Below are 2,095 nucleotides of genomic sequence, written 5' to 3'. Positions count from 1 at the left end.
GCGGTGCGGCCGAGGTTGTCGGTAGATAGCTCGTATGTTAGCTCGTCGCCGATCTCTACGCCAGAGTCTACTTTTTTGGCTTCGCTTACGCCGAGATAATGCTCGTTATCCTCTGCCAAGCGCTCGTCGCCATCCTCTACGACGGTGATTTTTTGATATAGATGAAGGGTCTTGGTCGCATTATCTATAACCGCGTCGTATTCGTAGTTTTCGCCGTAAATTTTCTTTGCGGTATTGATAATAGCTCTTATGACGCGCTCTTTTACGTCCTCGATTTCGAGCCCTTTTTCATTTGCGATAGATTCTATGATATCCGCTATTTTTTCCATATTATTTTTGCTCCGTTATTTAAAATTTGGGGGAATTTTTGAGTTAGAGGGGTATTATACAAGCTTTATACTTTTAAGAAGTTTAATGCGTTTTTTATGATGAATTTGCTATATTCACAGATTAAATTAAAGATTTCAAAGGATTAAAAATGGAGCTAAAACTCGCTAGAACGCAACTTGACGCCAAACCAAAAACGATCTCTCTTGAAAAAATCGAAGCGGCATTTGCTAAAGATCCGCAACAAATTTTCTATTTCGACAGAGAAAACAGCCACAAACAACTCATCGCTTTGGTTGAATTTTTCGAGGAAAAAGGCCTTAGCGTCTACCACCGCACCGTAAAATACGGACTCGACGAAAACGACTACATGTACGAGGTGCACATCCTTTGAGCGCAGCGCAAAAAAAGCTCTTTATCCAGACTTTAGGCTGCGCGATGAACGTCCGCGACAGCGAGCACATCATCGCCGAGCTCAAGCAAAAAGAGGACTACGAGCTCACTCAGGACATCTCCGAGGCCGACCTCATCCTCATCAACACCTGCTCGGTGCGCGAAAAGCCCGTACATAAGCTTTTTAGCGAGGTCGGCGGTTTTGAAAAAGTAAAAAAAGCAGGCGCTAAAATAGGCGTTTGCGGCTGCACGGCAAGCCATCTGGGAAGCGAAATTTTTAAACGAGCGCCTTACGTGGATTTCGTACTCGGTGCGCGAAACGTCAGTAAAATTTCAGCCGCGGTTAAGACGCCTAAATTTATCAGCACCGACATAAATCACGACGAGAGCGAGTATGCATTCGGCGAATTTCGCGGCTCGCCGTATAAAAGCCACATAAATATCTCGATCGGCTGCGATAAAAAATGCACCTACTGCATCGTCCCGCACACCAGAGGCGACGAGATCTCGATCCCCGCAAATTTGATCCTGCGCGAAGTAAAAAAAGCCGCCGAGGGCGGAGCGAAGGAAATTTTCTTGCTCGGGCAAAACGTAAACAACTACGGCAAGAGATTTTCAGGCACGCACGAGAAGATCGATTTTAGCGACTTGCTCGTAAAGATCAGCGAGATAGATGCCGTCGAGCGCATACGCTTTACCAGCCCTCATCCGCTCCATATGGACGATAAATTTTTAGAAATCTTTAGTCAAAATCCCAAAATTTGCAAATCCATGCACATGCCGCTTCAAAGCGGAAACACCAAAGTCCTACGCGAGATGAAGCGCGGCTACACCAAAGAGTGGTTTTTAGACCGAGCAGCTAGACTGCGCGCGATGTGCCCGGATGTTAGTATTTCGACCGACATTATCGTGGCGTTTCCGGGCGAAACGGACGAGGAGTTTGAGGATACGATGGACGTGCTAGAAAAGGTGCGCTTCGAGCAAATTTTTAGCTTTAAGTATTCGCCTCGCCCGATGACTAAGGCGGCGGAGTTTACAAATCAAATCGACGAAGCCGTCGCAAGCGCTCGTTTAACCCGCCTACAAAGTCGCTACAACGAGATTTTAGACGAAATAGTCGCGGCGCAAAAAGGCAAAATTTTCGACGTATATTTTGAGGAGCTTCGCGCAAACGGCGGCGTCGCCGGCAGGAGCTTTAATAACTTCCTCGTTCAAGTCGCAGGTAGCGAAGAGCTGCTAGGCAAAACGCTAAAAGTGCGCGTGAACGACCCAAAAAGAATGGTGCTTTACGGTGAGCTTGTGGGCTAAATTTAAACGAAGCGTTTTTATAAATTTAGCCCCGCGCATTATCTATTTTTTTATTTGGATTATATTT

The 2,095-nt window shown here is 46.1% G+C and carries 3 protein-coding genes; 2 read left to right on the top strand and 1 reads right to left on the bottom strand.

Annotation, left to right across the window (positions count from 1 at the left end; all coding sequences use genetic code 11):
• On the bottom strand, nucleotides 1-329 hold a 329-nt coding region (locus Q0338_RS06675), incomplete at its 3' end, for a NusA N-terminal domain-containing protein (protein WP_298086080.1).
• Between the two features lie 149 nt (nucleotides 330-478).
• Between Q0338_RS06675 and Q0338_RS06670 the strand changes: the two genes are divergently transcribed.
• Together Q0338_RS06670 and miaB are read left to right on the top strand one after the other, a co-directional pair.
• The gene (locus tag Q0338_RS06670; protein WP_002949978.1) at nucleotides 479-721 is read left to right on the top strand and encodes an HP0268 family nuclease; all 243 of its coding nucleotides are present in this window, start codon (nucleotides 479-481) and stop codon (nucleotides 719-721) included.
• Nucleotides 718-2,028, top strand: a complete 1,311-nt coding sequence (gene miaB / locus Q0338_RS06665; protein ID WP_298086079.1) for a tRNA (N6-isopentenyl adenosine(37)-C2)-methylthiotransferase MiaB — start codon at nucleotides 718-720, stop codon at nucleotides 2,026-2,028. The genes Q0338_RS06670 and miaB overlap by 4 nt, the downstream gene beginning before the upstream one ends.
• Nucleotides 2,029-2,095 lie beyond the last annotated feature (67 nt).

This window comes from uncultured Campylobacter sp., assembly GCF_938018145.1.
GTDB lineage: Bacteria > Campylobacterota > Campylobacteria > Campylobacterales > Campylobacteraceae > Campylobacter_A.
The sequence above is the reverse complement of the archived record's forward strand: the minus strand, read 5'-3'. Positions and strand labels throughout refer to the sequence as shown.